21 protein-coding genes and 1 pseudogene are annotated in these 26,832 nt (G+C 69.8%); 10 read left to right on the plus strand and 12 right to left on the minus strand.

The features are described from left to right. Window positions 1-103: 103 nt before the first annotated feature. Window positions 104-2,110 carry a tetratricopeptide repeat protein gene (locus FZ938_RS31400; RefSeq protein WP_149200441.1) on the minus strand — a complete coding sequence of 669 codons (2,007 nt, stop codon included), beginning with the start codon at window positions 2,108-2,110 and terminating at the stop codon, window positions 104-106. Between the two features lie 422 nt (window positions 2,111-2,532). On the opposite strand from FZ938_RS31400, the gene FZ938_RS21310 reads away from it, so the two are divergent. Next, window positions 2,533-3,216 (plus strand): DUF2076 domain-containing protein, encoded by a 684-nt coding sequence (locus tag FZ938_RS21310; protein ID WP_149200442.1) that lies wholly within the window; start codon window positions 2,533-2,535, stop codon window positions 3,214-3,216. A 58-nt stretch (window positions 3,217-3,274) separates the two neighbouring features. Here FZ938_RS21310 and FZ938_RS21315 read toward each other — a convergent pair whose 3' ends face one another. Beyond that, entirely contained in the window at window positions 3,275-4,639 is a 1,365-nt protein-coding gene (locus tag FZ938_RS21315; RefSeq protein WP_211101137.1) for a nucleotide sugar dehydrogenase, read from the minus strand. Between the two features lie 141 nt (window positions 4,640-4,780). Then, complete coding sequence (gene ypfJ / locus FZ938_RS21320; RefSeq protein WP_149200444.1) at window positions 4,781-5,716, minus strand: KPN_02809 family neutral zinc metallopeptidase; 936 nt, start codon at window positions 5,714-5,716, stop codon at window positions 4,781-4,783. Window positions 5,717-6,110: 394 nt separating this feature from the next. Between ypfJ and FZ938_RS21325 the strand changes: the two genes are divergently transcribed. From FZ938_RS21325 to FZ938_RS21340, 4 genes are all read left to right on the plus strand, one after another. Then, window positions 6,111-6,323 carry a hypothetical protein gene (locus FZ938_RS21325; RefSeq protein WP_149200445.1) on the plus strand — a complete coding sequence of 71 codons (213 nt, stop codon included), beginning with the start codon at window positions 6,111-6,113 and terminating at the stop codon, window positions 6,321-6,323. A gap of 55 nt (window positions 6,324-6,378) precedes the next feature. Then, a complete protein-coding gene (gene infC / locus FZ938_RS21330) occupies window positions 6,379-6,912 on the plus strand; it encodes a translation initiation factor IF-3 (RefSeq protein ID WP_111070757.1) in 534 nt (177 codons plus the stop codon). A gap of 220 nt (window positions 6,913-7,132) precedes the next feature. Continuing rightward, window positions 7,133-8,779: a PAS domain-containing sensor histidine kinase gene (locus tag FZ938_RS21335; RefSeq protein ID WP_149200446.1), complete on the plus strand. Its 1,647-nt coding sequence runs from the start codon at window positions 7,133-7,135 to the stop codon at window positions 8,777-8,779. Between the two features lie 111 nt (window positions 8,780-8,890). Then, complete coding sequence (locus tag FZ938_RS21340; RefSeq protein ID WP_149200447.1) at window positions 8,891-10,096, plus strand: D-alanyl-D-alanine carboxypeptidase family protein; 1,206 nt, start codon at window positions 8,891-8,893, stop codon at window positions 10,094-10,096. A 121-nt stretch (window positions 10,097-10,217) separates the two neighbouring features. On the opposite strand, the gene FZ938_RS21345 is transcribed toward FZ938_RS21340, so the two are convergent. Both FZ938_RS21345 and FZ938_RS21350 read right to left on the minus strand, forming a co-directional pair. Continuing rightward, window positions 10,218-12,449 carry a hybrid sensor histidine kinase/response regulator gene (locus FZ938_RS21345; RefSeq protein ID WP_149200448.1) on the minus strand — a complete coding sequence of 744 codons (2,232 nt, stop codon included), beginning with the start codon at window positions 12,447-12,449 and terminating at the stop codon, window positions 10,218-10,220. Between the two features lie 303 nt (window positions 12,450-12,752). Then, entirely contained in the window at window positions 12,753-13,175 is a 423-nt protein-coding gene (locus tag FZ938_RS21350) for a MerR family transcriptional regulator (protein WP_149200481.1), read from the minus strand. Between the two features lie 221 nt (window positions 13,176-13,396). Between FZ938_RS21350 and FZ938_RS21355 the strand changes: the two genes are divergently transcribed. From FZ938_RS21355 to FZ938_RS21365, 3 genes are all read left to right on the plus strand, one after another. Beyond that, window positions 13,397-14,374, plus strand: coding sequence for a calcium-binding protein (locus FZ938_RS21355; RefSeq protein WP_149200449.1), 978 nt, complete (start codon window positions 13,397-13,399; stop codon window positions 14,372-14,374). A 142-nt stretch (window positions 14,375-14,516) separates the two neighbouring features. Then, window positions 14,517-16,730 carry a heavy metal translocating P-type ATPase gene (locus FZ938_RS21360; RefSeq protein WP_149200450.1) on the plus strand — a complete coding sequence of 738 codons (2,214 nt, stop codon included), beginning with the start codon at window positions 14,517-14,519 and terminating at the stop codon, window positions 16,728-16,730. Between the two features lie 52 nt (window positions 16,731-16,782). Beyond that, window positions 16,783-17,274, plus strand: a complete 492-nt coding sequence (locus FZ938_RS21365) for a DUF411 domain-containing protein (RefSeq protein ID WP_149200451.1) — start codon at window positions 16,783-16,785, stop codon at window positions 17,272-17,274. 52 nt (window positions 17,275-17,326) lie between these two features. On the opposite strand, the gene FZ938_RS21370 is transcribed toward FZ938_RS21365, so the two are convergent. Beyond that, window positions 17,327-18,514 (minus strand): acyltransferase family protein, encoded by a 1,188-nt coding sequence (locus FZ938_RS21370; RefSeq protein ID WP_149200452.1) that lies wholly within the window; start codon window positions 18,512-18,514, stop codon window positions 17,327-17,329. A gap of 260 nt (window positions 18,515-18,774) precedes the next feature. On the opposite strand from FZ938_RS21370, the pseudogene FZ938_RS21375 reads away from it, so the two are divergent. Continuing rightward, window positions 18,775-19,089 (plus strand): annotated as a pseudogene (locus FZ938_RS21375) (YkvA family protein); the annotation flags it as partial. A gap of 161 nt (window positions 19,090-19,250) precedes the next feature. Here FZ938_RS21375 and FZ938_RS21380 read toward each other — a convergent pair. Together FZ938_RS21380 and FZ938_RS21385 are read right to left on the minus strand one after the other, a co-directional pair. Next, window positions 19,251-19,814 (minus strand): D-glycero-alpha-D-manno-heptose-1,7-bisphosphate 7-phosphatase, encoded by a 564-nt coding sequence (locus FZ938_RS21380; RefSeq protein WP_149200454.1) that lies wholly within the window; start codon window positions 19,812-19,814, stop codon window positions 19,251-19,253. Between the two features lie 302 nt (window positions 19,815-20,116). Next, window positions 20,117-20,632, minus strand: a complete 516-nt coding sequence (locus FZ938_RS21385) for a response regulator (RefSeq protein WP_149200455.1) — start codon at window positions 20,630-20,632, stop codon at window positions 20,117-20,119. Window positions 20,633-20,824: 192 nt separating this feature from the next. On the opposite strand from FZ938_RS21385, the gene FZ938_RS21390 reads away from it, so the two are divergent. Continuing rightward, the gene (locus FZ938_RS21390; protein ID WP_149200456.1) at window positions 20,825-22,009 is read left to right on the plus strand and encodes a helix-turn-helix transcriptional regulator; all 1,185 of its coding nucleotides are present in this window, start codon (window positions 20,825-20,827) and stop codon (window positions 22,007-22,009) included. A 259-nt stretch (window positions 22,010-22,268) separates the two neighbouring features. Here the strand turns inward: FZ938_RS21390 and aqpZ are convergent, their stop codons facing one another. The 4 genes from aqpZ to FZ938_RS21410 form a co-directional block, all read right to left on the minus strand. Further along, window positions 22,269-23,012, minus strand: coding sequence for an aquaporin Z (aqpZ, locus tag FZ938_RS21395; RefSeq protein ID WP_149200457.1), 744 nt, complete (start codon window positions 23,010-23,012; stop codon window positions 22,269-22,271). Between the two features lie 159 nt (window positions 23,013-23,171). Then, on the minus strand, window positions 23,172-25,043 hold the full coding sequence (locus FZ938_RS21400) for a chloride channel protein (protein WP_149200458.1): 1,872 nt from the start codon (window positions 25,041-25,043) through the stop codon (window positions 23,172-23,174). Window positions 25,044-25,194: 151 nt separating this feature from the next. Beyond that, entirely contained in the window at window positions 25,195-25,728 is a 534-nt protein-coding gene (locus tag FZ938_RS21405) for a DUF1579 domain-containing protein (RefSeq protein WP_149200459.1), read from the minus strand. Between the two features lie 307 nt (window positions 25,729-26,035). Continuing rightward, window positions 26,036-26,791, minus strand: coding sequence for a YsnF/AvaK domain-containing protein (locus FZ938_RS21410; RefSeq protein WP_149200460.1), 756 nt, complete (start codon window positions 26,789-26,791; stop codon window positions 26,036-26,038). Between the last annotated feature and the right edge of the window lie 41 nt (window positions 26,792-26,832).

A 26,832-nucleotide genomic window follows, 5' to 3' on the forward strand; every position in this document is an offset into this window, starting at 1 on the left:
CGTGGAGGCTTCCCTCTCCCTTGAAGATGTTCGCAATATGTTCTTTTGAAAGCAAAAGGCAAGCCGAATGGCGGGGGCAAAATTGCGTCTCCGGCCCGCCCCGTCAGCCCACCAAAAGCGCCTCGCCCAGTTTCCGCAGCACGCTGTCCCAGTCGCCCGGCGCCGTCTGCCGGAACAGCCTGACCGACGGATACCAGACCGTGTCGTGGCGCCCCTGCATCCAGCGCCATTCGGCGCTGTGGGGAAGCAGCGCCCAGGTCGGGCGCCCCAGCCCGCCGGCGAGATGGACGGTCGAGTTGTCGACCGACACCACCAGATCCATGGCGGAGATCAGCGCCGCCAGCCCGTCGATGTCGCCCCAGGCATCCAGCCCCGGATCGGTGACGCCGGCGGCGGCGGCCTCCGCGGCGACGTCGCCATATTGCAGGCTGACCAGCCTCACGCCGGGCCGCTCCAGCGCATGTGCCAGCCGGGCGAGCGGGAGGGAGCGCAGATGCCCGACGGCGGCGTTCTTGCTGCTCCACGAAACCCCGATCAAGCGCCGGCCATCCCCGAGACGCCGCCGCAGTTCGGCCACCCGGTCGGGATCGGCCTTCAGGAAGGCGGGCTGGCGGCCGGCGAAGTCCTCGATCCGGCGGCGCATCAGGCGCGGCAGGCTGCCGGCCGGGATCTGCGCGACCACGTCCGGCGCGGTCAGCCGTCCGTCCGGCGGTTCGCCGCGCGCCACCACGGTGACGCCCGGCAGGCAGTGGGGCAGGCAGTGGGGCAGGCCGCGGGCGAAGAGCGGGGCCAGCCGCGCGTCGCAGTCCAGCACCACCCGTGCCCCCTCCCCGGCCAGCTGCGGGATCAGGCTGGCGAACATCACCTCGTCGCCCAGCCCCTGCTCGCCCCACACCAGCAGTCTGCCGTCGCCCAGCGGCCTGCCGTCCCAGAGCGGCTGGGGGAACTCCGCCCGCGGGAAGCGGCCGGACGGCACGGCCCAGCCCAGCTCATAGTCGTCCCACCCCTCCGCCAGCCGGCCGAGCGTCAGCAGGGCGATGGAGCGGTTGAAACGCGCCTGGGGGGCGCCGTCATCGGCGTTGACCGCCTGTTCGAAGGCGCCCAGCGCCTCGCCGGCCTTTCCCCGCGCCATCAGGACGGAGCCCAGCGTGTTCCAGCCCCCGGCAAATTTGGGTTCAAATTCGGGTTCTGCGGCGACGGCGGCCCGCGAGTCCGCTTCCGCCGGTTCCAGCCGGCCCAGCTTCAGCCAGCCGTCGGCGCGGTTGTTCAGCAGCACCGGGTTCCCCGGCAGCAGGGCCAGCCCGCGGCCATAGCCGGCGACCGAATCCGCAAGCCGCCCCAGCCCCTTCAACCGGTTGGCAAGCTCGTTCCACAAGGCCGGATCGCCGGGGGCGAGCGCCACGGCGATGCGCGCGGCCTCCGCCGCCCGCTCCGGCAGCCCTTCCCCCGCCAGCAGGCTGGCGAGGGTGGAGAACAGCCCGGCATCCGCCGGATCGTCCGAGACGGTCATCGCCCGGCGCTGGGCCGCCATGGCGGCCCCACCCCGCCCCAGTTCCCGCTCTGTGGCGGCGAGCCGCAGCAGCGCCCTGGCATGCGCCGGCTCCAGCACCAGCGCCGCGCGGAAGCCGTCCCGCGCCCCGGCGAACCGCCCCTGCGCCTCCCGCAGCAGCGCCCGGTTCAGGTGGATGCTGGCGTGGAGCGGCGCCACCCTCAGCAGGGCGCCATACTGCTCCTCCGCCTCGGCCGTCCGTCCCAGATCCTGCAGGAACCCGGCCAGCTGGAAGCGCGGTTCCACCGCCTCCGGCTGCAGGGCGACGGCGTTGGCGTAGAGGCGGGCGGCGCGGTCCGGCCGCTTCAGCGCGGCCTCGACCCGTGCCAGATTGATGGAGAAATCGGCGATGTCGGGCGCGACGGCGATGGCGCGGCGGATCCGGTTGATCGCCTCGTCCGTCCGGCCGGTCAGCGCCGCCAGGATGCCCCACAGGTGAAGCGCATGGGGATGGCCGGGGGACGCCGCGAGAATGCGGCGATACAGGGTGTCGGCCTTGGCGAAGCGCCCGGCCTCCTGATGATCCAGCGCCGCGACCAGGGCTTCCTGCAATGTTGCCATCGCCCTTTATAGGTTGGGGGGAATTGCCGGTACAAGTCCCGCTCCGGTTCCGGTCCTTATCGGCTCGCAAATTGTTCGGGGGCCGTCTTGACAGGAAAGCGGGACGGGGCCACGTGCTCATCACCTGGATCCGGGCCCCTCTGGCGACTTAGACGTGGTCGCGATGTCGGATCTCTTCACCTGCTTTTGCGCCGACGGGCGTGACCGCACTTGGAGGGACCGATGTCCTTTTCCCCGACCCCTTCGCCGGAAAGCCCGCCCCGGATCCCGGCCCTTCCCGCTTCCGACGCCTCCCCGACGCGCGCCGCCCCTCCGGCGCGCGGCCGCAGCCTCACGCCCCTTCGGGGCGACAGTCTTGCGCCTTGTCAGGGTGTCGGCGGCAGGGCCTTTCCCGCAACTTCCTCATGAGAACGAGCATCGCCATGGACCAGACCGAACGCCAGATCATCGACGACCTGTTCGCCAAGCTGCATCAGGCCGAGGCGCAATCCGGCCCGCGCGATCCCGAGGCCGAGGCGCTGATCCGCGAGCGCATCGCCCGCCAGCCGGCCGCCCCCTATCTGATGGCCCAGGCCATCGTGATGATGGAGCAGGCGCTCGCCGCCTCGCAAGGCCGCAACGAGGAGCTGGAGCGCCAGCTGCGCGAGCGTCCCGCCGCTCCGGCCCAGTCCGGCGGCGGCGGTCTGTTCGGCAGCCTGTTCGGCGGCGGACGGCCGGCTCCCCAGCCCCAGCCCCAGTACCAGCACCCCGCCGCCGCCCAGGCGGCCATGCCGCCGGGTTCGCCCTGGGGCCGTCCGGCCGCCAACGGGCCGGCCGCCAATGGGCCGGCAGGCGCCCCGGCCTATGGCGACCCCCGCGTCGCCGGTTATGCCCAGCAGCCGCGGGCCGGCGGCGGCTTCATGGCCGGGGCCATGCAGACGGCGGCCGGCGTCGCCGGCGGCATGCTGATCGGCAGCGCGCTGTCCAGCATGCTCTCCGGCGGCGAGGCGGTGGCCGCCGAGGCCGCCGGTGCGGCCACCGACGCGGCGACCGCCGCCACCGATCATGCCGAACAGGCGGTCGAGGACAGCGGCTGGGGCGATTTCGGCGGCGAAGAAGAACTCTGAGGCCCGCGCCGGTTCGCGGGAGGGAGGCGACCGGCCCCCTTCCCGCGGGCCTGTTCCCTCAGGCCTTCACGATGCGCTCGTCGAAGCCCTCGACGGCGCGCATGGCGTTGCGGGTGTCGACCACCAGCGGGCAATGGGCGGCGAGGCTGTGCCAGTCGATGCCGTCATGGTCGGTGACGATCACCGCCGCGTCGAAGCCGGCAAGCCGCTCCGCGTCCCAGGCGACGGAGGTGCGGCCGGCAAGCGCCGCATGCTCGCGGGTGACCGGCAGCACGGGGATGAAGGGGTCGTGGTATTCGACCGCCGCCCCGCGCTCCAGCAGCATCTCCATCAGCCGCAGCCCCGGCGACTCCCGGCTGTCGTCGACGTTCTTCTTGTAGGCCATGCCGACCAGCAGGATGCGCGCCCGGCTCAGCCCGATGCCGGCGCGGCGGTCGAGCGCCAATGCCAAGCGGTCGACCACATGGCGCGGCATCATCGTGTTGACCTCTCCCGCCAGCTCGATGAAGCGGGTGGAGATCTGGTACTCGCGCGCCTTCCAGGTCAGATAGAAGGGGTCGATCGGGATGCAGTGGCCGCCCAGGCCGGGGCCGGGATAGAAGGGCATGAAGCCGAAGGGCTTGGTCTTCGCCGCCTCGATCACCTCCCAGATGTCGATGCCCATCGGCTCGAAGACGATCTTCAGCTCGTTCACCAGGGCGATGTTGACGGAGCGGAAGATGTTCTCGGTCAGCTTGGTCGCCTCAGCCGCCCGCGTGCCCGACACCGGAACCACCTGCGGCACCACCTGCTCGTAGAGCGCCACCGCCAGCCGCCGCGCGCCGTCGTCGTCGCCGCCGACCACCTTGGGGATGGTGCTGGTGGTGAAGCTGATGTTGCCGGGATCCTCGCGCTCGGGCGAATAGGCCAGGAAGAAGTCGCGTCCGCTGGCCAGCCCGGTCTCCTCCAGGATCGGCCGCATCACCTCGTCGGTGGTGCCGGGCCAGGTGGTCGATTCCAGAACCACCAGCTGGCCCGGCCGCAGCCGGTCGCGGATCAGCCGGGTGGAGGCCTCGACGAAGCTCAGATCCGGCTCGCGCTGCGGCGACAGCGGGGTGGGCACGCAGACGATCACGGCGTCGCAGGCGGCGAATTGGTCGGCGTCGGTCGTCGCCCGGAACCGCCCGGTCGCCACCGCCTCGGCGACGCGCCCGTCGGCGATCTGCCGGATGTAGGAACGCCCGCTATTCAGCGCCGCCGCCTTCGCCGGGTCGATGTCGAAGCCGGTGACCGCAAAGCCGGCCCCGGTCAGCGCCAGGGCCAGCGGCAGCCCGACATAGCCGAGCCCGATCACCGCCACCCGCGCGCTGCGGCCACGATAGGCGTTTTCCAGCGACTGGATGTCGGGCGCCTGGATATCGAGCGAGGTGTCCGCTGTGCTCATCATGACGTTCCGTATCGACACTTCGAAGAGCTGGGCAACCTGCCAGCCATCGCCGAATGTGTGACGGTCGGCACGGCTTTGCGCAACCCCCCGTTCCGCATGCGTGTCGAGAGCCGGTCCCGGCCGGCCTTCCGGCGCCGCTTACAGCCGGTCCGCCCCGAAGGTGTCGCAGGATTCCAGCCGGCCGCTTTCCAGGCCGGTGCGGAACCAGCGGACGCGCTGGGCGGAGCTGCCGTGGGTGAAGCTGTCGGGGCTGACGGTGCCGCGCGCCTGACGCTGCAGGCGGTCGTCGCCGATGGCACTGGCGGCGGTCAGCGCCTCCTCGACGTCGCCGGGCTCCAGCATCCGGCGGTCGCGGTTGGCGTGGTTGCCCCAGATGCCGGCGAAGCAGTCGGCCTGCAGCTCCAGCCGCACCGACAGGGCGTTGGCCTGGGCCTGATCGCCCGCCCGCTGCTGGGCCGCCTGCACCCGGTCGGAGATGCCCAGCAGGTTCTGGACATGATGGCCGACCTCATGGGCGATGACATAGGCCTGGGCGAAGTCGCCGGGCGCCTGGAAGCGGTCGCGCAGCTCGCGGTAGAAGCCGAGGTCGATGTAGAGCTTGCGGTCCATCGGGCAGTAGAAGGGCCCCATCGCCGCCTGCGCCCGGCCGCAGCCCGACGACACCGTGCCGGTGAACAGCACCAGCGTCGGATCCTGGTACTGGCGCCCCATCTGCTGGAACAGGCCCTGCCAGGTGTCCTCGGTGTCGGCCAGCACGACGGAGACGAAGCGCTTCAGCTCGTCGTCGGCCTGGCTGCGCGGGGCGGCATCGCCGATCTGCGTCCGCCCGGCCGTGCTGCGGTCCGCCTGCTCGCCGCCACCCAGCAGCACCGTCGGGTCGACCCCCAGCACCATCGACACCAGCAGCAGAACGATGGCTCCGCCGATGCCCAGCCCGCCCCGGCCGATGCGGAAGCCGCCGCCCCCGCCGCCGCCGAAGCCACCACCGGAGCCGCCGCCGGCACCCCCGCCAGCACCCCCTTGGCCGCGACGGTCCTCGACATTCTCGCTTTCCCGTCCGCCCTGCCACCGCATCGCCACCCTCCTTTCGGCCATCCTTCGTGATGGACCGGTGGAGACGAAACCATGGGGCCGCTCGCGCGTTCCCTGGAGACCCGTAGCCAGAAGGAGGACCGGAGCGACGAGAGGAGAGGAGCAGCTTGTAAAAACCTGTTTCGCCCCCATCTGGAGACATGGCCGACACCGCATTCGCGGTGCGTTTCCCTGCCCCCTCCGGTTCATCGAGGGGGAGCTTTCCTCGGGGAACACCGGTCTTTTGGGGCATGCCCGTTCCGGGGCCGGTCCCGCTTATCGGAGCCTTGCCGGGCGGTGTCCGCCGCAAGGGCTCCTGTTTCAAGATGTCACACACTAGGAAGAGCCGGCCGGCCCCCGAGTCCATCGGTCAGCCTATCCGGCCTGGAGAATTTTCATGACGACCCCGATCCATTCCACCGCCTCCCATTCCATCGGCCATTTCGCAGCCCAGTCCGCGCTTGCGCCTGCTCATCTGGCCGCCACCCGTCGTTCCGCCGGCCAATTCGCCGCAGTCGACGGCAAAAAGGCCGATTTCCGCTCCAATCCCGAGCCGTCCGGCTTGACCCGGAGCGAAGTGCGGCAGATTGTGCTCGACATCCTGGGCTGAGCCTCTTGACCCGGGCTCGCTCCTTTCTACCCCTCCACGACCATAGGAGATCACCATAGCCAAGCTCTACGACGCGGACCCCGTCCGCGAAGGCCCGCGCCTCAACCGTGAAATCACCGCCCGTATGGTCCGCCTCGTCGGCGCCGACGGCGAGATGGTCGGCGTGGTGCCGCTCCGCCAAGCGCTGGAAGCCGCCGCGGATGCCGACCTCGACCTCGTCGAAGTGGCGCCCCAGGCGGATCCGCCTGTCTGCAAGATCCTCGATTACGGCAAGTTCCGTTTCGAGGAGCAGAAGAAGGCCAACGAGGCGCGGAAGAAGCAGAAGATCATCGAGCTGAAGGAAATCAAGCTTCGGCCGAACATCGACGATCACGACTATGAAGTGAAGATGCGCTCCGCCATCCGCTTCATCGAGGAAGGCGACAAGGTCAAGATGACCATGCGCTTCCGCGGTCGCGAGATGGCGCACCAGGATCTCGGTCTGAATGTGCTCGTCCGCGTGCGCGACCAGCTCCAGGACATCGCCAAGGTCGAGCAGATGCCCCGGGTCGAAGGTCGTATGATGGTTATGGTGCTGGCCCCGCGCTGAGCCCTGGCCAAAAGGGAACCTGCGGGGCGGTGCGCCGCCCCGCCCCTTTCCCCTGATGACTGCAAATCCCGCCCCAAATTGCGCCGGACAATTCCCGGCAAATTCTGCGTAATGCGGCGGAATAATACCTGGATATTCGTATTGGGTTATTGACCCTGTCGGTATCGAGCGCGGATCATTGGGAAGTTTGCTTCCCCCTGTGTTCCGGAAAGTCGTTGTAATGAAGGACGAACGTGTCGCGCCCGCCTGGGAACCCATCTCCGGCGAACGGCAGTTCCGCCTGCTGGTCCAGAGCGTGGTCGACTACGCCATCTTCATGCTCGACCCCACCGGCGTCATCCGCAGCTGGAATGCGGGGGCGGCCCGGATGAAGGGCTATGCCGCCGACGAGATCATCGGCCAACATTTCTCCAGCTTCTACACGCCAGAGGACCGCGCCGCCGGCGTGCCCCAGCGCGCCCTCGCCACCGCCCTGTCGGAGGGCAAGTTCGAGGCGGAGGGCTGGCGCCTGCGCAAGGACGGCACCCGCTTCTGGGCCAGCGTCGTCATCGACCCCATCCGCGACGAGACCGGGACTTTGCGCGGCTTCGCCAAGGTCACCCGCGACATCACCGAACGCCGCAAGGCCCAGCAGGCGCTGGACGAGGCGCGCGAGGCCCTGGCCCAGGCGCAGAAGATGGAGGCGGTCGGCCAGCTGACCGGCGGCGTCGCCCACGACTTCAACAACCTGCTGCAGGCGATCAGCAGCAGCCTGGAGTTGATCGAGCAGCGGCTGTCGGCCGGCCGCACCGACATCGCCCCCTTCGCCGCCACCGCGCGCGCCGCGGTGGACCGGGCCGCCACCCTGACCCGGCGCCTGCTGGCCTTCGCCCGGCGCCAGCCGCTGAAGCCGGAGCGCACCGACCTCAACATGCTGGTGGTCGGGCTGTGGGACCTGCTGGGCCGCTCGGTGGGCGAGGAGATCCGGCTGGAACGCCGGCTGGCGGAACCGCTGTGGCCGGTCCATGCCGATGTGAACCAGATCGAAAGCGCCCTGCTCAACCTGGTCATCAACGCCCGCGACGCCATGCCCGACGGCGGATCGGTGACGGTGGAGACCGCCAACGCCGTTTTTGCATCGGGCGACCTCGTCAACGATCCTGGGGTGGAGCCCGGCGACTATGCCGTGCTGACCGTGCGCGACAGCGGCACCGGCATGCCGCCGGACGTGCTGGCCCGCGTCTTCGAGCCCTTCTTCACCACCAAGCCGATCGGCCAGGGCACCGGGCTGGGGCTGAGCCAGCTCTACGGCTTCGCCCGCCAGTCCGGCGGCTTCGTCCGCATCGACAGTGCGGTCGGCCGCGGCACCGCGGTGCATCTCCACCTGCCGCGCGACGATGCCGCCGCCGAGCAGGCCGCTCCGGCCCCTGCTTCCGCCGCCGTCCCCGCCCCGCCCACCGACCGGGCCGGGCGGGGCACGGTGCTGGTGGTGGAGGACGAGGAGCTGGTCCGCATGCTGCTGGTGGAGGTGCTGGAGGGCGACGGCTACACCGTGCTGGAGGCCGCCGACGGCGCCACGGCGCTTGCCCGGCTGAGCGAGGCCGCGGCAGGGCGGGAAGGCGCAGGGGAAGGCGCAGGGCCGCCGGTCGACCTGCTGGTGACCGATGTCGGGCTGCCCGGCCTGAACGGCCGCCAGCTGGCGGAGGCGGCGAAGGCGCATTATCCCGATCTGAAGGTGCTGTTCCTGACCGGCTATGCCTTCCAAGCCCTGGACGACAGGCCCGGCGATGGCGAGGATGGGCTTGGCCGCAACATGCGCCTGCTGGCCAAGCCGGTGGCGGTCGATGCCTTCCGCGCCATGGTCCGTTCGATGCTGTCCGACGGATGACGCCGGCCGCCCGGCGGCCATCCCGCCCCGTCCCGCTTTCAAAGGGGAAGCCCGCAACGCCGACAGCGCCCGCGCCGCAGCGGGGCTGCACCAACCGCCGGACCTGAGACGATGCCCCTGCTCGCCCGCGTTTCGACGCTGCTGCTGCTTTCCCTGACCGTTTTCGCGGTCCTGCTGGCGCCCCTGCCGGCCTCGGCCAGGAGTTCGGCCGAGAAGGCCTGGACGCCGGTCGCCGCGGAGATCCTGATGGACGCGCACAGCGGCAAGGTCCTGCGGGCGCGCAATGCCGACCAACTGACCTACCCGGCCTCGCTGACCAAGATGATGACGCTGATGCTGACCTTCGAGGCGCTGGACCGCGGCACGCTGCGGCTGAACCAGAGCCTCGTGGTGTCGCGGCATGCCGCGTCGATGCCGCCGTCGCGGTTGTGGCTGGCGCCCGGCAGCACCATCACGGTGGAGCAGGCGATCCTGGCGCTGGTCACCCGCTCGGCCAACGACGTCGCGGTGGTGCTGGGCGAGGCGCTGGGCGGCAGCGAGCCTGCCTTCGCCAAAAAGATGACGGCGCGTGCCCGGCGGCTTGGCATGCGCCACACGGTGTTCCGCAACGCATCGGGCCTGCCCGACCGGCTGCAGCGGACGACGGCGCGCGACATGGCGATCCTGTCCCGGGCGCTGATCGGCCGCCATGCCAAACATTACGCCTATTTCAAGCGCCGCAGCTTCGACTGGCAGGGCGATACGGTCTATGGCCACAACCGCCTGATGGCGCGCTATCCCGGCATGGACGGCATCAAGACCGGCTACATCGCCGCGTCCGGCTTCAACCTTGCCGCCTCGGCGGTGCGGGACGGACGCCGCCTGATCGCGGTGGTGCTGGGCGGGCACAGCGCCGACGCCCGCGACAGCTTGGTCGCCGACCTGCTGGATGCCGGCTTCCAGCGCCCGACCAGCCCGTCCCGGCCGGCGCCCGCGCAGCCGGATCTGGTGATCACCAAGAACAGCGCCTCGACCGCCGAACGCAGCACGGCGGTGAGCGTGGCCGTCCCGTCGCTGAAGCCGGCCGCCACGGAAGCGGCGGACAGCTCCTGGTCCATCCAGGTCGGCGCCTTCGCCAGCCATGCCGCCGCGGTGCGCAGCGCCCGCGACACGGCCAAACGCCTGGGCTCCCTCGCTGCCGGCGCCAGCCCCGCGGTGGTCCGCTCCGGCGGTCTCTACAAGGCCCGCCTGACGGGATTCCCCGCCGCGACCGCCGACGCGGCCTGCAGCGCCCTGAAGACGGCCGGACGCGGCTGCTTCCCGGTGCGGGGCGGGTGACGCGGGTGCGGAGCGCTTCCTAGAGTCTGTCCGATGCTTATTGAAGCATCGGACAGACTCTAGCCTTTTGATTTGCCGTGCGATTCACGCTTCAGACGATTCCGTCTGAACCGATCGCACTCTAAATCGCCGCCATGATGTGGCTGATCAGGGCCGCCGGCGGGATCGGCTTGGACAGGATGCGGATGCCGGGCTCGCGCCCCAGATCCTGCAGCACCGCCTTCTCGGCATAGCCGGTGACGATCAGGACCGGCAGGCCGGGGCGGTGACGGCGGATGAGGCGGGTCAGGTCGGCGCCGGTCATGCCGGGCATGGCGAAGTCGGTGACCAGGACGCCGATCCCCTCGTCCGCCTCCAGCAGAGCCAGGGCCTCCTCGCCGCTGGAGGCCTCCGACACCAGGATGCCGGCCTCGTCCAGCACCGCGGCGTTCGCCATGCGGACCAGGGCGTCGTCCTCGACCAGCAGCACGCGCACGGCGGCAGGCTGGGTGGCGGACGGCACGGGCGGCGGCTGGTTTCCGGCGGCGGCCCCGGCGGGCGCGTCCGACCCGCCGTCCGCCGGAACCGGGGCGTGGGGCAGGTACAGCGTCACCGCGGTGCCGAGGCCGGGATGGCTTTCCAGGCGCATGCCGCCGCCGGACTGCGCGGTCAGGCCGTGGACCATGCTCAGCCCCAGCCCGCTGCCCTGCCCGACCGGCTTGGTGGTGAAGAAGGGGTCGCAGGCCCGCGCCAGCACGTCCGGCGGCATGCCGGTGCCGCTGTCGCGCACCGTCACGGCGACATAGCTGCCCGGCGCCAGGGTGGGCGCTGGTGCGGGAGAGATCCCGTCGCCCGCCCCCGTCTCCGCGTCCTTTCCCGTCCCCACCGACAGGCTGGTCACGGCGATGGTCAGGGTGCCGCCGTCCGGCATGGCGTCGCGGGCGTTGATGGCGAGGTTCAGCAGGGCGATGTCGAACTGGTGGGGATCGACCAGCGCCGGCGGCACGGCGTCGTCGCGGTCGATGCGGATGCGGATGGCGCCGCCCAGCGTGTGTTCCAGCAGCGACGCCATCCCCGCCACCTGGGCGCCGAGGTCGACCGGCGCCGGGGCCAGCCGCTGGCGGCGGGCGAAGGCCAGCAGATGCTGGGTCAGGGTGGCGCCGCGGTCGACCGCCTGGCTTGCCACCTCCAGCGCCCGGCGGCTCTCCGCCCCGCGCAGCTCGCCGCCGGCCTCCAGCATGTGCAGGCTGGAGCGCACCGCCTGCAGCAGGTTGTTGAAGTCGTGGGCGACGCCGCCGGTCAGCTGGCCCAGCGCCTCCATCTTCTGCAGCTGGCGGACATGCTCCTCCGCCTCGTCGCGGGCCTCGACCGCCTGCCGGCGCTCGCCGAGCGCGCGGTTGGCGGTCTCGTAGGCCAGGAACTGGCGCGCCATCGCCCACAGCATCAGGGCGAGCGCCACCGCGCTGACCAGCCCGGCGCCGGCGATGACGACCGCCTGGCTCTGCCAGCGGGCCAGGACCTCTCCCCGTGTCCGGCTGACCGAGACGACCAGCGGGTAGTTGCGCAGGAGCTGGGCGGACAGGATGCGGTCCTTGTCATCGACCGAGCGCTGCAGGGTGGCGGTGGCGGTGCCGGACAGGGCGATCTGGCTGTCGATGGCGGGATTGGCGGCGATGGTCCCGACCTTGTCGGGCAGCGGCGGGAAGCGCGCCAGCAGCATGCCGTCGCGCCACCACAGGCTGAAGCCGCTGCCCGGCACCACATGAAGGCTGCGGTAGAACTGGTCGAAATAGGACAGGCGGATGGCCCCGACGACCAAGCCGGCCAGCCCGCCGTCGGGGGTGTTCACGCGCCGCGCGATGTAGAGCGTCCACTCCCCGGTGACCATGCTCTTCGTCGGCCGGCTGACATAGGCCTGTCCGGGATCGGCGTCCTTGAGTGCGAGGTAATAGTCGCGCTGGGACAGGTCGAGCGTCGGAGCCGGGAACTGGCGGGTGGAATTGACCAGTCCGCCGTCGGCGGCGACCAGGCTCAGGGCCTCCATCTGCGGCAGGCTGGACGCCTTGGCCTTCAGGATTTCATGAACCTGCCGTTCGAAGCGCAGCCGCTTGAAGGCCTCGAGGCTGCGCCGGTACTCAAGCGGGATCTGCTCGGCGACCCCGTCGACGGTCAGGTCGATCCCTTCGATGGCGCGCGCCGTCTGCTCGGCCAGCGAGGCGTTGAGCGTGCGCAGGCCCAGCGTGGCCTCGGCCAGCGTCTCGTCATGCAGCCGGTTCAGGACGATCGCGGTGCCGCCGCACAGCACCGCCAGCACGGCCACGCCGAGCGCCCCGATGCGCTGGAGCGGACGGTTGGTTCTCAGAAGCCGCAGCATGACGCCCGTATCCGATCCGCCCTCACAGCCGCGTCCGCATCCATCCCCGGTCCTGTCCCCGCCCCTGTTCCCGCCCCTGTGTCCGCTGCCGTCGCCATGACGATCCGCTTCCCCCCGTGACGGCCCCAAGTGTGACGAGCCAAGTGATGACGGGCCCAAGTGGCGCTCGCCGTCCGGAAGCACGGATGGTTTCGACACTGCATTGAGCGTGACTATAGACGGCGCCGCCTGCCGGGCAACCGGCTGCAGGTCATAGAGCGCGCTTGTCCGCTGCGGTGCTTCGTCCCGGAGGGGGCTTTTCCGTCAATGCCGGTCGTGCAGGCAGTGGGCGTGGTCGGCCAGCACCTCGATCACGTGGCAGCTGCGCACCTGGTCCTGGGCGCAGCCATCGACCATCCGCCGCACCTCGTCGCGCAGGGCTTCCAGCCGGGCGATCCTGGACTCGATCTCGGCCAGATGGGTGCGGGCCAGCAGGTCGGCGTCCCGGCAGGGCCGGCCCGGATCGTCGGCCATGGCCAGCAGCTGGCGGATCGCCTCCACCTCGAAGCCCAGTTCGCGGGCATGGCGGATGAAGCGCAGGCGGTTGACCGCCTTGTCGTCGTAGGTGCGGCGGTTGCTGCCGGTGCGCGGCGCCTCCGGCAGCAGTCCGATGCTTTCGTAATAGCGGATGGTCGGGATCTTCACGCCGGTCCGCTTGGCGAGCGCGCCGATGGTCAGGCTGGACATGGTCGGCATTTCCCTCTCGATCCTCCAGTCTCTGGAGAATTTAGGCTCCGGGGAAGCGGCCGGCAATGTGCCGCTTCCGGGGACGGAACCGCTGGCCCCCTGGGGGAAGAGGGATCAGGCCTCGGCCGCCTTCCCGTATTTTCTATTTCCGCTTGTTCATCCCGCCACCAACGGTTATTACCCCGCCCCAAGTCTTGGCCCCGTGCAGCAAGGGCGTCGCTGTGAAGATCCTGTGCGTCATCCCGCATTTCTACCGCCCCAAGGCCGGCCATGCCGCCGGCGGGAACAATTCCAGTGATATCAATCGTAAGGCGGAACGCATCGCCGTCCTTGGCGAGACCATTTCCGCCTTGCATCAGCTCTATGGAAACCGGGTAGCCGGTCTCGATCATTGGCGCAAGGTGGCGTGGCAGGCCGTATCCCCGCATCGTGCCGAAATCGATGTGATCGTCTGCACAGTCGGCGACAACCATCTGCTCAATTCTCTGCGGATCAGCCCGGTTCTCTACCGCCAGGCCAAGTTCAACGACGATTTCCCGCCAACCCGGTTGGGATTCGGCGCCCATATGGCGATGCGGGAACTGGCGGGGCAGTATGACTGGTACTGCTATGTCGAAGACGACATCATCATGACCGACCCGCTGTTCTTCCGCAAACGGGCGCTGTTCGATGCGCAGTTCGGGCCGGAGGCGCTGCTGCAGCCCAACCGGTTCGAGAACGCTTCGGCCTTCGGCTACAAGGTCTATCCGGACTACGTTCTCGGCCGGCCCTGGACGACCATGCATCAGGATCTGTCCGACCGGCCGGAGTTGACCATGGAGTTCATGGGAGAGGCCGTTCGGTTCGAGCGCACGTCCTATCCGGCGGCCGGAAGCTTCTGCCTCAATGCAGCGCAGCTTGAGCGCTGGGTATCCCACCCGTCCTTCCTCGACATGGACGAATCCTTCCTGGGGCCGCTCGACTCCGCGGGGATCCTGTCGATCATGAAGGCCTTCCGGGTCTACAAGCCGGTTCTGGACCATGGCTCCTTTCTGGAGGTGAAGCATGGCTCGCCCCGCTGGTCGCCCATCGTCGGGCTGGAACAGCATCCCATCATCCCCAGGACCGACCCTTTCGCCGGACTTCCGGGGCATTCGCCTGAAGACGGCGAGCCGGATGCGGATAGCGGGGCGGCAGGGTCTGCCGAGCAGGTCGGCTGAAACCGCAGGCCGCTGAGGCGGCCGGGTTCGGGCTTCTGCCGGGCTGTGCATGGACGGCGTTTTCCCTCTTGATCCTCCAGTCGCTGGAGAATTTAGGCTCTGTGGGAACCGTCGAAGATGCGCATCCGGAAGGAGCTTTCCCATGTACGAAACGCAGGGCGATGTCGGGACCGGCGGAGCCGTCTTGCGCACCAGCCGCTACCGGGTTTCCGGCATGGATTGCGGATCCTGCGCCGCCAAGATCGAGACGGCGCTGCGCCGGGTGCCGGGGATCCATGAGGTGCGGGTGTCGGTTCCCGCCGGCACGGTGGCCGTCTCCCATGAGGACAGGCTCGACGCCGATGCGGTGGTCCGTCCGCTGGCGGCGCTCGGCTATGGCGCCACCCCCGCCGATCCGGTCGCGGACGGCCCGGCGGCCCCGGCGGCGGCTTGCGGCGGCGGCTGCTGCGGGTCCGGCGCGGTCCATTCCCACTCCCACTCCCACGGCGATGCGGATGAGGCGCCCTGGTGGCGCGGGCGCAAGGCCCGGCTGACCGTGGCGGCCGGTGCGGCCCTGGCCGCCGCGACGGTCCTCGGCCTGCTGGTGCCGGCGACGGAGCCCTGGGCCTTTCCGCTGGCGCTGCTGGTCGGGCTGGTTCCGGTGGCGCGCCGCGCCCTGGCGGCGGCACGGGCCGGAACCCCCTTCTCCATCGAGATGCTGATGACGGTCGCCGCCATCGGCGCGCTGCTGATCGGCGCGGTGGAGGAGGCGGCGACGGTCCTGGTCCTCTTCCTGATCGGCGAATTGCTTGAGGGGGTGGCCGCCGGCCGGGCGCGGGCCGGCATCCGCGGCCTGACCGCCCTGGTCCCCGACACCGCGTTGCTGGAGCAGGGCGCCGCCGCGCCGCAGGCCGTTCCCGCCGCCGGGCTGGCCGTCGGGTCGGTCATCCTGGTGCGGCCGGGCGACCGGGTGGCGGCCGACGGCATCGTGCTGTCCGGCCGCAGCGCCGTCGACGAATCCCCCGTCACCGGCGAAAGCGTGCCGAAGCCCAAAGGCGTGGGCGATGCGGTCTTCGCCGGCACCATCAACGCCGACGGCGCGCTGCGCGTCCGCGTCACCGCCGCGGCGCGCGACAACACCATCGCCCGCATCGTCCGGCTGGTGGAGGAGGCGCAGGCGAGCAAGGCCCCGACCGAACGGCTGATCGACCGCTTCGCCCGCTTCTACACGCCGGGCATCGTCGGGGTGGCGGCGCTGGTCGCCCTGGTGCCGCCGCTGGCCTTCGGCGGCGGCTGGACGGAGTGGATCTACCGCGCCCTGGCGGTCCTGCTGATCGGCTGCCCCTGCGCGCTGGTGATCTCCACCCCGGCGGCCATCGCCGCCGGCCTGTCCAACGGCGCCCGGCGCGGGCTGCTGCTGAAGGGCGGCGCGGTGCTGGAGGCGTTGGGCCGCATCACCACCGTCGCCTTCGACAAGACCGGCACCCTGACGGAAGGCAGGCCCCGCGTCACCGACCTGACCTCCTTCGGCGCCGGCGAGGCGGAACTGCTGGCCGACGCCGCGGCGCTGGAAGCCGGGTCGAGCCACCCGCTGGCCCGCGCCATCCTGGCCGCGGCGGCCGAACGCGGCATCGCCCCGTCGGCGGCCGACGAGCTCACCGCCCTGCCCGGCGCCGGCCTGAACGGCCGGGTGGGGGGCCGTCTGGTGGCGCTGCTGTCGCCCCAGGCCGCCGCCTCCGCCCTGAAGCCTGCGCAGGCGGAGCAGGCCGCGGCCTTCGCCGACGCGGGCAAGACGGTCTCCGTCCTGCTGGTGGACGGCACCGCCGCCGGGTTGATCGCCATGCGCGACGAGCCGCGCCCCGACGCCCGCAGCGGGATCGCGGCGCTGGACCGCGCCGGCATCCGCTCGCTGATGGTGACCGGCGACAATGCCCGGACCGCCGGGGCGGTCGCCGGAGCGTTGGGCATGACGGCGCATGCCGAACTGCTGCCGGAGGACAAGCTGCGCATCGTCCGCGGCCTCCAGGCCGGCGGGCAGCGGGTGGCGAAGGTCGGCGACGGCATCAACGACGCCCCGGCGCTCGCCGCCGCCGATGTCGGCATCGCGATGGGCGGCGGCACCGACGTGGCGCTGGAGACGGCCGACGCCGCCATCCTGCACGGCCGGGTCGGCGACGTGGCGGCGATGGTGGCGTTGTCACGCCGCACCATGGCCAACATACGTCAAAACATCGCATTGGCTTTGGGCTTGAAGGCTGTCTTCCTGCTCACCACCGTGTTGGGCGTCACCGGGCTGTGGCCCGCGATCCTGGCGGACACCGGCGCCACCGTGCTGGTCACCGCCAACGCCCTGCGCCTTCTGTCCGTCCGTCCCTGAGTGTTCGAGGGAACGCCCGGACCAAAGTTCTGATTTCGTTAGGAGAAATTCGATGAGCATGACGCGGCGGACGATGATGCGGGGGGCGGCGCAAGGGGCCTTGGCAGCCGTTCTGGTGCTCGGCCTCGGGTCGATGGGGCTGCCGGGCATGGTCCGCGCCGCCGTTCCCGCCGGCGGTCCGGCGGTGGAGGTCTGGAAGGCCGCGAGCTGCGAATGCTGCGAGGGCTGGGTGCGGCACATGCGCGCCGCCGGTTTCGAGGTCACCGTCCACACCGTCGACGACGTGACGCCGATGAAGCGCATGGCCGGCGTGCCGGACGACCTCGCCTCCTGCCACACGGCGCGGGTCGGCGGCTATGTGCTGGAGGGCCATGTGCCGGCCGACGACGTGCGGCGGCTTCTGGCCGAACGGCCGCAGGCCCGCGGGCTGGCGGTCCCCGGCATGCCGCAGGACGCCCCCGGCATGGACATGGGCGTCGGCCAGCCCTATCAGGTCATGCTGTTCGGCGGCGCCGGCGGACCGCAGGTCTTCGCCCGGCATTGACGGGCCCGATGCATCCCGGATGATGGCCGAGGGTGATGACCATGGGCGGCGTTCAGGCCGCCTCGGCCATTGGTGGGCTGGCCGGCGCGGCTTTGCGCGACCGGACCAGCAGGCCGTTGACCATCGCCTGCCCCGGCAGTTCGATGAAGCGGTAGGTCAGGGCCGACAGGACGATCACCGCCAGCAGATAGCCGCCGCTCACCAGATCCATCACCCAGGCGTCGCCGAAGGAAAGCAACCGGTCGCTGCCGCCCTGCACCTCGCGTTCGACGAACAGCGGCCGGCCGAGGACCCCCTGCATCACCGTCGTGCCTTTCTGCAGCACGGCGATCAGCAGGGCATGCACCATGTAGATCGAGTAGGACCAGGCGCCCAGCCGCTGGAAGGGCGAGGTCGCCAGCAGGCGGGAGACCGGCCCGGCTTCGAAGGCGAACACCCACACCACCAGCCCGAACAGGAGCGGGGCCGCCAGCGACAGGGCGTTGCCCCCCGCGGCCGAGACGAAGGCCACCACCGCCAGCAGCGCCCCCGCCTCGGTCAGCCCACCGGCAAGCCGGGACACGGCTTTATCGGGGCGCCAGCCAGCCGCCGCCTGATACAGCCGATAGACGAGACAGCCGGTGAAGAAGCCGTAGAGGCAGCGGAAATAGCCGTAGTCGATGCTGGTGTCGATGTGGTTGGCGGAAAAGCGCATCACCACCAGGGCGCCGGCGACGGCGAGCGTGGCCATGGCGACGGCCAGCACCATCGGCCGGCGCACCGCCAGGCAGAGGATGGCGAAGGTGATGTAGACGAAGAACTCCGCGCTGATCGACCAGCTCGGGATGTTCCAGGTCCATTGATCCTCCACCCCCAGCGCATGGACCAGGGCGAAGTTGCTGACCAGGGCCGATGGGGCATAGGTCCCGGTGAAGGCGGCGGTTCCAGCATGGCCGCCGGATGGTCCGGAGACCGCCTTCACGCATTCCAGCGCCACGAAGGCCAGCAGCACCGCCGCATGCAGCGGCCAGACCCGGCCGAACCGCCGGACCAGGAAGGTTCCGGCCGACGCACCGCCGCCGATGCGGCCGGAATAGGCGTGGACGATGACAAAGCCGCTCAAAACAAAGAAGAAATCGACAAAAAGATAGCTGCCGTGCACGAAGTCGAGCATGTGGAAATGATCGATGCTGTGCAAATGGTACAGGGCAACGCATAACGCGCACAGGCCACGCCAGCCGTCGAGCACCGGGAACCGCATGGGAACCTCCGGGTGATGTTCAAAGGCGTTTCTTGGAAAATCTGTTCAAAAGGGCAACAAAACCTACGACTGATTGCGGGAAGTAAAAAAGGACGCGGGAGGTTTATACCGAAGGATCGCCGACTACCCATGGCGGCCCTGCCCCGAGACCAGCGGCACTGCGCTCTCCCGTTCGGGTGATCCCGGACATCCGGTCTCATGCGTTGAAATATCCGCTCCGGAGGATAGGATCGGCGGCAATGGCATCTGCGAAGACATGGGCGAAGACTTGGGCGCGGGCGGTCAAGCGCGACGTGCTGGCGGTCTATCTGGCGGCGCGCGACCCGCGCACCCCCTGGCCTGTCCGCCTCCTGGCGATGGCGGTCGCCGCCTATGCGCTGAGCCCGATCGACCTGATCCCCGATTTCATCCCGGTCCTGGGCTATCTGGACGATCTGCTGATCGTGCCGCTCGGCATCCTGCTGGTCGTCCGCCTGATCCCGCCGGAGCTTCTGGCCGAACACCGGGCCGCCGCGGCGCGCCGATCCGCCCGCCCGGTCAGCGTCGCCGCCGCCGCGGTCATGATCGCCCTCTGGCTGGCGGCGGGCGCCCTGCTGTGGCGGTGGCTGGCGCCGTCGGTCGAAGGTTGGCTGTCCTAGAGTCTGTCCGATGCTTATTGAAGCATCGGACAGACTCTAGCCTTTTGATTTACCGTGCGATTCACGCTTCAGACGATTCCGTCTGAACCGATCGCACTCTAGCCGCCCGCCGCCACGCCGTCCATGGAGCGCGCCATGATTCCGGCGACGACGGCGTCGAGGTCGCCGCCGCGGTAGAGCGTGCCTTCGATGCCCGCCCGCTGCGCCGCCTGCAGGTCGGTGTCGCGGTCGCCGATCAGGAAGCTGCCCTTCGGCTCCACCGGCCACTCGGCCATCGCCTGCAGCAGCATTCCGGGTTCCGGCTTGCGGCAGGCGCAGTCGGTCCGGTAGGGCGGCTCGCCATGCTCGGGATGGTGCGGGCAGTGGTAGAAGGCGTCGACATGGGCGCCGACGGCATGCAGTTCCTGCTGCATCCAGCGATGCAGGGTCCGCACATGCTCCTCGCTGTAGAGGCCGCGGGCGACGCCGGCCTGGTTGGTGACGACGAAGACCAGGAAGCCGGCATCGTTCAGCCGCTTCACCGCCTCCCTCGCCCCCGGCATCCAGGTGATCTGGTCGGGGCGGTGGGCGAAGCCGATGTCCTCGTTCAGCACGCCGTCACGGTCGAAGAAGGCGGCTCTGCGGCGATTGGCGTTCGGGGCCGGGTGTGACTCGTTGGGCATGATAGAGGGGGGCATGATGGAGGCGGGCCGTCTTTCTCGCGGTGGGAAACTTGCGGTTCGGTCTGGTTGAAAAGCCGCCCAGGTGTCGCCGTTGTCAACCCGGATGCGTCAACCCGGATGCGGCTTCCCGGCCTGCTCCTCCACCGCCTGGCCGCGCAGCAGACATCCGCAGCGGCCCGGCATCTCATCACTGAACCAATTCATGCCCCGTCAACAAAGCAGGTCATTCATCGATAAGACGATATGGCATCGATAAGATGACATGGTTTCATGAAAACATATATTCGCTCCACGCCGTCACCTCACCCCCGCACCTCACCCCGCTCGATCCGGCGGACGCAGCCCAGCAGCAGATCTTCCAGGTTCAGCGGCGGCATGTCGATGTGGATGGCCTCGAAGCCGCGGTCGCGGGCCCGGACCGTCAGGTCGCGGTTCGCCGCGGCGATCGACAACAGGACGGGGCGCACGGCACCGCGCATCGCCGCCAGCCGGTCGAAGGCCGTGGGCCACGGCCCGCAAGCTTCCCGGCGCTCCTGACCCGTCTCCCCCATCACGATCAGGTCGGGAACGAGGGGGCCGGGGGTGCAGCGATCGAACAGGGCGAGGTGGCCCCGCGCCAGCAGCGCCAGCCCTTCGTCCATCGTGCCGCCCGCCACGACCCGCCATCCCAGCGTTTCCAGATAAAGCCGCAGCCCTTCGCGCAGCAGCGGACTGCGGTCGGCGACCAGTGCCCAGCGCACCCGGTTCCCGCCCCTGCGCATGGCCGGACCGCCGGTCGCCGGCAGGGCGGCGTCTTCCATTCCGCAGTCGTCCGTCATGGGGGCCTTGCTCCGCTTCGATGACTCCTGTTTCCGGCAAGGGGTCGATCCGACGACTTTTGAGGAAAATTACAACGACCGCATCCTTCACATGACGGACGAAACGCTCGGCCTATGGTCATACGCAACCGATTGGTCTTGAGCGCGGGCGATTGCCTACAGGAAATTGTCTGCAAGCGGAGGTTTTCCCCCATGGCGCAGGCTGCGGACTCGCTGATCGAGGACATCTACGACGCGGTGACCTTTCCGGAGCGCTGGGGCGGCATCCTGGAACGGCTCTGCGCCTTGAGCGATGCGACGCACGGCCTCCTGTTCACCACCGCCTCCCATCACGACAGCCGGGCCGACGCGCTGTGGGCCCGCCACAACATCACCGACAGGCAACTGGTCGACTATACCACCCATTTCCGTCACCGCGACGTCTGGGCGAACGCGGCGGCGGCGCGTGGCCTGCTGAGCCGCTGCGGGGTCCGCCGCGGCGAGGAACTGGTGTCCGACGCGGTGCTGCGGCGCTCCGCCTTCTTCAATGAGCTGCTGCGGGGTCACGGCATGGGCCGGCTGTGCGCGCTCGCCCTGTCCGACGGCGGCGAACTGGCGCCGGTGCAGCCGGTGCTGAGCCTCTACCGGCCGGCCGACGCCGCCCCCTTCCCCGACGAGACGGTGCGGCTCCTGCAGGGCTGCGCCCCGCATCTTCAGCGGGCGATACGGCTGCGCGTCCGGCTGTGGGGGCGCCAGGACGGCCGGGAGGAGGACGTCCTGTGGAGCGGCCGGATGATCGACCGCCTGCCGATGGGGGTTGCCCTGCTCGACGCGGCCGGGCGGATCCTCTGCCTGAACCGGGCCGGACAGGCGATGGTCGATGCGCGGGACGGGCTGCGGCTTCAGCAGGGGCGTCTGCAGGCCGAACAGGGGGCCGAGGCGCGCCGGCTTTCCCATGTGCTGGAGGCGGCGGTGTCGGCCGGTGCCAGGACCGCGGCGGTGCGCCGGGGCGAGGCGGCCGACCTCCGGGTGTCGCGCCCGTCCGGCCGGGCGCCCTATCTGCTGACCGTCCTGCCGCTGTCGCCCGAGGCGGCGGGGCCGTTCGGCGGAGACGGCGCCCGCATCCGGGCGGTGGTCTATATCGTCGACCCGGCTGCCGTGGCGCCGGGGCTGGGCGCGCGGCTGGGCGGCCTGTTCGGCCTGACGCCGGTGGAGGCCGCCCTGGTCGCCGACCTGCTGGCCGACCTGACCCCGGCCGAGATCGGCGACCGCCGCGGCGTGGCGATCAGCACCGTGCGCAGCCAGCTGCGCAGCATCTTCGCCAAGACCGGAACCAGCCGCCAGAGCGAGCTGATGAATCTGGTCAACCGCTGCCTGATGCTGCCGGAGGGACCGTGAGGAAGATGGTCACGGCAGCGCCGACACCACCAGGAGGCCGAGATAGATGCCGATGAACAGGCCCAGCACGATGCCGTAATCGGCTTCGGTCATTGGATTGGAATCGGGGTCGAACTGCCGCATGAATACGCCTTCTGCGCCGTCTGTCCTGCCTGAATAACAGTGGACGGCGGCGGGGCGTTGCGACATCTGCGGGCTATAGGGGGGAGCGCCATCCGGGACCGGCCCCTGCGAACCGGTCTCCTCGATTGCATCCAGATCAGGTGGAGGAGCTTTCCGCCTGCCCGGTGATGGCGGGCTTCGCCGGCGCCTCTTCGGCAAGCGCGCGGTAGGCCAGTCCGCCCGCCAGCCCGCCGGCCAGCGGCGCGAGCCAGAACAGCCAGAGCTGCTGCAGCGCCCATCCGCCGACCACCAGCGCCGGACCGGTGCTGCGCGCCGGGTTCACCGAGGTGTTGGTCACCGGGATGCTGATCAGGTGGATGAGGACGAGCGCCATGCCGATGGCCAGCGGCGCGAAGCCGGCCGGCGCCCGCCGGTCGGTGGAGCCCAGGATCACCAGCACGAAGAAGAAGGTCAGCACCAGCTCGATCGCCAGGGCCGAGGTGATGCTGTACTGGCCGGGCGAGTGCGCCTCGTACCCGTTGGCGGCGAGGCCGTTGACGGCCAGGCTGTAGTCGGCCTTTCCGGTGGCGATGACATACAGGACCAGGGCCGCCGCGAAGGCCCCGACCAGCTGGGCCAGCACGTAAGGCAGGATGTCCTTGGCCGGGAACCGCCCGCCCGCCCACAGCCCGACCGTGACCGCCGGGTTCAGGTGGCAGCCGGAGATGTGGCCGATGGAATAGGCCATGGTCAGGACGGTGAGGCCGAAGGCGAGGGAGACGCCGAGCAGTCCGATCCCGACCTGCGGAAAGGCGGCGGCGAGCACGGCGCTGCCGCAGCCGCCGAAGACCAGCCAGAATGTCCCGAGAAACTCGGCGGAACTGCGCCTTATCATACTCATGCCAACCTCCCACTGCTGTCAGGGTTGCCGAAGGCCGGTGGACGCCGGTATGGGCACGAGCATAAATCCGCCGCCGGCAGGCACGGCTTCGCGCGTTCGGAGAGGGGGATGTGGCAGAAGAACAGGGTGGCGGAGGATGCTCCCCGATCAGCCGAACGATCAGCCGAAGAGGTGCCGTTCTCCCAGCTCCTCGGCGCGCTTGCGTTCCAGTTCCTGATTGTAGCGGCGCAGCGCGTAGGCCTCCGTCAAATAGCCGAGCAGCCGCTTCGTCGCCGTGCTCTCCACGACCGGAAGGCTTTCCTCCTCCGTGTCGGTGAAGAGCTTGAGAGCGCTGCGCACATTCTGCCCCGGCAGCAGGACGGCATCCGCCGACCGGGCGAGATCGCCGGCGGTGCGCTGGTCCATGTCCGCCTGCAGGGTCGGATCATGCACGGTGGAGAGGGTGACGATGCCGGCATAGGCTCCGCGTTCGTCGAGCACGAAGACCTGCTTGGCGCTGCCGAGCGGAAACATGCGGCGCAGCTCGGCCAGGCTCATGGATGCGGGGACGCTCTTGGCGTCGCGGCGCATCATCCGTCCCACCGTCAGGTTCTCGATCCAGCCGATGTCGTGCGCGCCGTGGATGGGCAGGCCGCGCAGGTGGAAGCGCCAGGTGGCGAAGGAATGGCCGAACGTCCGGCGCACGATCATCGTCGCGACCGCCACGCTGGTGAGCACGCCGAGGGTGACGGGAAAATCGGCGGTGGCCTCCTCGACCAGCATGACCATGGTGAGCGGGGCGCCGACGATGGCGGCGGCGACCGACCCCATCCCGATCAGGATGAAGGCGGTATAGTGGATGCCCACGTCGGGCAGCAGCCAGCCGACGATCTTCACGAAGAGGCTGCCGTACAGGCTGCCCAGGAACAGCGAAGAGCTGAACAGCCCGCCGCGGAAGCCGGAGCCGAGGGAGATGGACGAGGCGATGACCTTGGCGGCCAGCAGGCCCGCCAGGACGATCCCGTCATAGCCGAGGACGATGTTGTGCTGGATCGCGCCGTGGCCGCTGCCCAGCACCTGCGGGTAGAGCATGGCGATCGCCCCGACCAGCAGCCCCCCGACGGCCGGCCTGAGCCAGCCGGGGACATGTGCCGCCCGGAACAGCCGCTCCGCCAGCGTCACCGCCTTCATCGTGGCGATGCCGAGGATGGCGGCGCCGATGCCGACCAGGACGAAGAAGGGATAGTCGCTCGGACCCACGCTGACGGCGTCGTAGACGGCGAAGATGGTGTCGTGGCCGCTGGTCCAGCGGGTGATGATGCCGGCGGTGATGGCGGACAGGCTGACCGGCGCCAGGGCGGCGAGCGTATAGCTGCCGATCACCAGTTCGAAGGCATAGAAGGCCCCGGCGAGCGGGGCGTTGAACGCGGCGGCGATGGCGGCGGCGGCGCCGCAGCCGACCAGGATCCGCAGGTCGGCGCGGCGAAGCTTGAAGGCCTGCCCGGCCGTGGAGGTGACGCCCGCCCCCACCTGGGTGTAGGCCGCCTCCATGCCGACCGAGGCGCCGAAGGCGTTGGACATCAAGGTCGAGGCGGCCAGGCGAAGGCTGTCGAGCAGGGACATCGTGCCGCCGTAGAGCGCGTTCGCCTCGATGGGGTCGACGATGTCCTTCGCCCGCAGGCGCCGGGCGAAGCTGCCGAAAATGCCGAGCGCCAGCCCGCCCACCATCGGAATGATCAGCGGCTGCCAGGGGCCGATGGCCACGCCTGCGCTCAGATGGGCGCCGCGCGGGAGATCGAAGAGCACCGAATGCAGCAGCCCGACGGCTTTCTGGAGCAGGGCGACCCCGCCGGCGATCAGGGCCGCGGCAAGCACCCCGAGGGCGACGATGGCGAAATCATTGTCGCGGACATTCCGGCTGGCCAGGGCGCGGAGCAGGAACAGGCGGCTGCGGAACCAGCCGCCGTGACGGCCCTCCGGAGCGGGGTGCAGGGACGGCCGGTCGCCCGTGTCCTTCCGTTTGGGAAGGAGGGGAATGGGGGGCAGGGACATGGCGGGACGCGGCTGTTGGAGCCCCCGGGACGGGCGGACATCCCCGGCATCTGCAGCGTCGTGCGTTCAATATGAAACGCGCGACGCTGTGGCTTCATGTTTGGCGATTGGATTCACGCACCAAATCGATTCCGATTTTACGCGATCCGGTCTAAGCGGCGCCGGTGCCGGACGCAACGACAAACTCACCGGCCCCTGCCCCCGCCTCCGCCCGTTTGAAATCCATGGTCCAGTTCGTTTCCCAGCTTTCGCCGCCGTCGGCGGACATCGCCTGCTCCCAGCGCGGGCTGGCGGTGTGGGTATCCAGCCAGAGGAAACGAGTCTTGACCGGCCGCCCCTTGAAGCAGTCATCCGCGTAAAAAGTTCCGACCTCACCCTCGAACCGTCCCATCACCGGGGTCTCGATCGAAAGCGGATCGGCGGTGGAAAGCCACCAGATGGCCCAGAGCCCGCGCCGTGGATCGTAGGACCTGATTGCAATCGCTCTGTAAGCGCCCTGCGGGAGGTTCAGAAAATTGTCCTCGATGTTTCCGTTCCCGCCAAGCACCGGCCGCATGTCCGCCGTTCCGGTGAAGCTGTCCCACTCCTGACAGCCGGCCAGACGCTCTCGCAGACGGCGATGCGAGACGTGCCAGGATCCAATCTCGAAATCAAAGGCACGCGCCATCTCGTCATGGTCGCTCATCTGCAATCTCCCAGGCCAAACAAGAGTACAATGTTCGCTTTATGTTCCAAGCGGTGTCAAGGCCATAGGAGAAGTGACCCAAAAGCCGCCGTCCGCGACGATGCCTGGGGACGACGCCGGGGGGGCGGTGCCGTGGTGGTGCTGGTCGATGACGACCCGCTGATCCGGGCCGGTGCGGCGTCGCCCTCATCCAGGATGCGATCCACCCGCCCCTTCGGCAGCCGGACGGCCACCCCGGCTTTTGCCCGGGGTGGCCGTCGGAGGCGGGCGGTTGACATCCGCCCTGCCACGCATTGTGCGCTTCAGATCACTGCTTGTTGCCGGGCTTGGCGCCGGACTTGTTGGCGTCCGCCCTGCCGCCGACCGGCTCCACCTTGACGTCGGTGCGGCGGGCGACGGCCTCCACGGTCTTTTCCTGTTCGGACGCCGTCTTGGACAGCACGACCTCCTCGACGACGCGGGCCTTCTTGGTGATCTCCGGCGTTTCGGAGGCCGCCGTCAGCTCGATGGTCTTCTCACCGAAGGCGGCCTTCTCCTCGTCGGGGCTCAGGGGCCGGTCGACCTTGCGGTGTTCCACATCCACCGTCTCGTCGCGCAGCGTCACGGTTTCCCGGACCGGCGTCTCGGTGACCTCCGACGTGGCCTTCACCCCGCCCTTGGCGACCCGGCGCTTGCCGATCTCGACCTCCTCCTTCACCGACTGGAGGGTCTCCTGCTCGACGCTGCCGCCGTTGCCCGCCTTCTGGGCCGGCTTACCCGCCGCCGAGGGGGCGGGCAGGTCGACGGATCCATTCTCGTCGAGGATGGCTTCCGCCGCGTCGGCATCCTGGTCGGCAATGTCGGCCGCGACCAGGGTGTGGCCCTGGCGGATGGCCGCACCGTACTGCTCGGCCAGTTCCTTCTCGAAGCCGTGCCCCAGCAGGCCCCGGGCGGCCTTGTCGGCGCTGTCGGGGCCGCCGAAGGTTTCGATATCGGCTTCCTGGCAGCCCGCCGCGATCAGAGCCTGGAAGGCCTTTTTGGCGGAACCGCTTTCCTTGTAAAGTCCAACGACGATCGTGCTCATGATATTCTCCAGTAGGATTTAAAGTATTTCAGGGGCTTGAG

The organism is Azospirillum oryzae (assembly GCF_008364795.1).
Lineage (GTDB): Bacteria > Pseudomonadota > Alphaproteobacteria > Azospirillales > Azospirillaceae > Azospirillum > Azospirillum oryzae.

What these genes read in the sequence shown, in the direction of transcription:
- FZ938_RS31400 (WP_149200441.1), bottom strand. Translation starts at nt 2,110, where the DNA reads ATGGCAACATTGCAGGAAGCCCTGGTCGCGGCGCTGGATCATCAGGAG.
- FZ938_RS21310 (WP_149200442.1), top strand. Translation starts at nt 2,533, where the DNA reads ATGGACCAGACCGAACGCCAGATCATCGACGACCTGTTCGCCAAGCTG.
- FZ938_RS21315 (WP_211101137.1), bottom strand. Translation starts at nt 4,639, where the DNA reads ATGAGCACAGCGGACACCTCGCTCGATATCCAGGCGCCCGACATCCAG.
- ypfJ (WP_149200444.1), bottom strand. Translation starts at nt 5,716, where the DNA reads ATGCGGTGGCAGGGCGGACGGGAAAGCGAGAATGTCGAGGACCGTCGC.
- FZ938_RS21325 (WP_149200445.1), top strand. Translation starts at nt 6,111, where the DNA reads ATGACGACCCCGATCCATTCCACCGCCTCCCATTCCATCGGCCATTTC.
- FZ938_RS21335 (WP_149200446.1), top strand. Translation starts at nt 7,133, where the DNA reads ATGAAGGACGAACGTGTCGCGCCCGCCTGGGAACCCATCTCCGGCGAA.
- FZ938_RS21340 (WP_149200447.1), top strand. Translation starts at nt 8,891, where the DNA reads ATGCCCCTGCTCGCCCGCGTTTCGACGCTGCTGCTGCTTTCCCTGACC.
- FZ938_RS21345 (WP_149200448.1), bottom strand. Translation starts at nt 12,449, where the DNA reads ATGCTGCGGCTTCTGAGAACCAACCGTCCGCTCCAGCGCATCGGGGCG.
- FZ938_RS21350 (WP_149200481.1), bottom strand. Translation starts at nt 13,175, where the DNA reads ATGTCCAGCCTGACCATCGGCGCGCTCGCCAAGCGGACCGGCGTGAAG.
- FZ938_RS21360 (WP_149200450.1), top strand. Translation starts at nt 14,517, where the DNA reads ATGTACGAAACGCAGGGCGATGTCGGGACCGGCGGAGCCGTCTTGCGC.
- FZ938_RS21365 (WP_149200451.1), top strand. Translation starts at nt 16,783, where the DNA reads ATGAGCATGACGCGGCGGACGATGATGCGGGGGGCGGCGCAAGGGGCC.
- FZ938_RS21370 (WP_149200452.1), bottom strand. Translation starts at nt 18,514, where the DNA reads ATGCGGTTCCCGGTGCTCGACGGCTGGCGTGGCCTGTGCGCGTTATGC.
- FZ938_RS21380 (WP_149200454.1), bottom strand. Translation starts at nt 19,814, where the DNA reads ATGCCCAACGAGTCACACCCGGCCCCGAACGCCAATCGCCGCAGAGCC.
- FZ938_RS21385 (WP_149200455.1), bottom strand. Translation starts at nt 20,632, where the DNA reads ATGACGGACGACTGCGGAATGGAAGACGCCGCCCTGCCGGCGACCGGC.
- FZ938_RS21390 (WP_149200456.1), top strand. Translation starts at nt 20,825, where the DNA reads ATGGCGCAGGCTGCGGACTCGCTGATCGAGGACATCTACGACGCGGTG.
- aqpZ (WP_149200457.1), bottom strand. Translation starts at nt 23,012, where the DNA reads ATGAGTATGATAAGGCGCAGTTCCGCCGAGTTTCTCGGGACATTCTGG.
- FZ938_RS21400 (WP_149200458.1), bottom strand. Translation starts at nt 25,043, where the DNA reads ATGTCCCTGCCCCCCATTCCCCTCCTTCCCAAACGGAAGGACACGGGC.
- FZ938_RS21405 (WP_149200459.1), bottom strand. Translation starts at nt 25,728, where the DNA reads ATGAGCGACCATGACGAGATGGCGCGTGCCTTTGATTTCGAGATTGGA.
- FZ938_RS21410 (WP_149200460.1), bottom strand. Translation starts at nt 26,791, where the DNA reads ATGAGCACGATCGTCGTTGGACTTTACAAGGAAAGCGGTTCCGCCAAA.